The following is a 465-nucleotide window of genomic DNA, read 5'->3' as shown; positions in this document are numbered from 1 at the left end:
ACGCGTCTGTACTTTGGTGCCTTTGACCGTTTGCCTGACCGTGACGGCCTGGCTTACTGGATGCAGGCGCAAAAGGAGGGCATGAACCTGAGTAAGATCAGTGCTTCCTTTGTATCGAGTGCTGAATTCCAGAAAACCTATGGGGCACTGGACAATACGGCCTTTGTGGACAGGGTCTATCAGAATGTCTTGCACCGCAGTTCAGACGCGGCAGGCAAGGCTTACTGGCTGGGACAACTCGGCAATGGCCTCTCCAGGGGCGATATGCTGGCGGGCTTTACGGAATCGACGGAGTTCAAGGCCAATTCGCAATCCAAAGTGTCCTTGACACTGGATTACATAGGCTTGCTGGGTCATGCACCTGATCAGGCGACCTTTGAGGCATTGCTGGCACAGTCTGGCACGGATGTAGTCACGCTGATCGGGCAGTTTATCAATTCGCCTGAGTATCTGGCGCGCTTCATG

1 protein-coding gene is annotated in these 465 nt (G+C 54.2%); it reads left to right on the top strand.

All coding sequences use genetic code 11. From position 1 onward, the window contains the following. On the top strand, window positions 1–465 hold a 465-nt coding region (locus ACO0LG_RS29570; RefSeq protein WP_423032203.1), incomplete at both ends, for a DUF4214 domain-containing protein.

Origin of the sequence: Undibacterium sp. Ji42W (assembly GCF_049340405.1) — a bacterium.
Taxonomy (GTDB): Bacteria; Pseudomonadota; Gammaproteobacteria; order Burkholderiales; family Burkholderiaceae_D; genus Undibacterium.
This window is presented reverse-complemented; position numbering and strand designations above follow the sequence as displayed.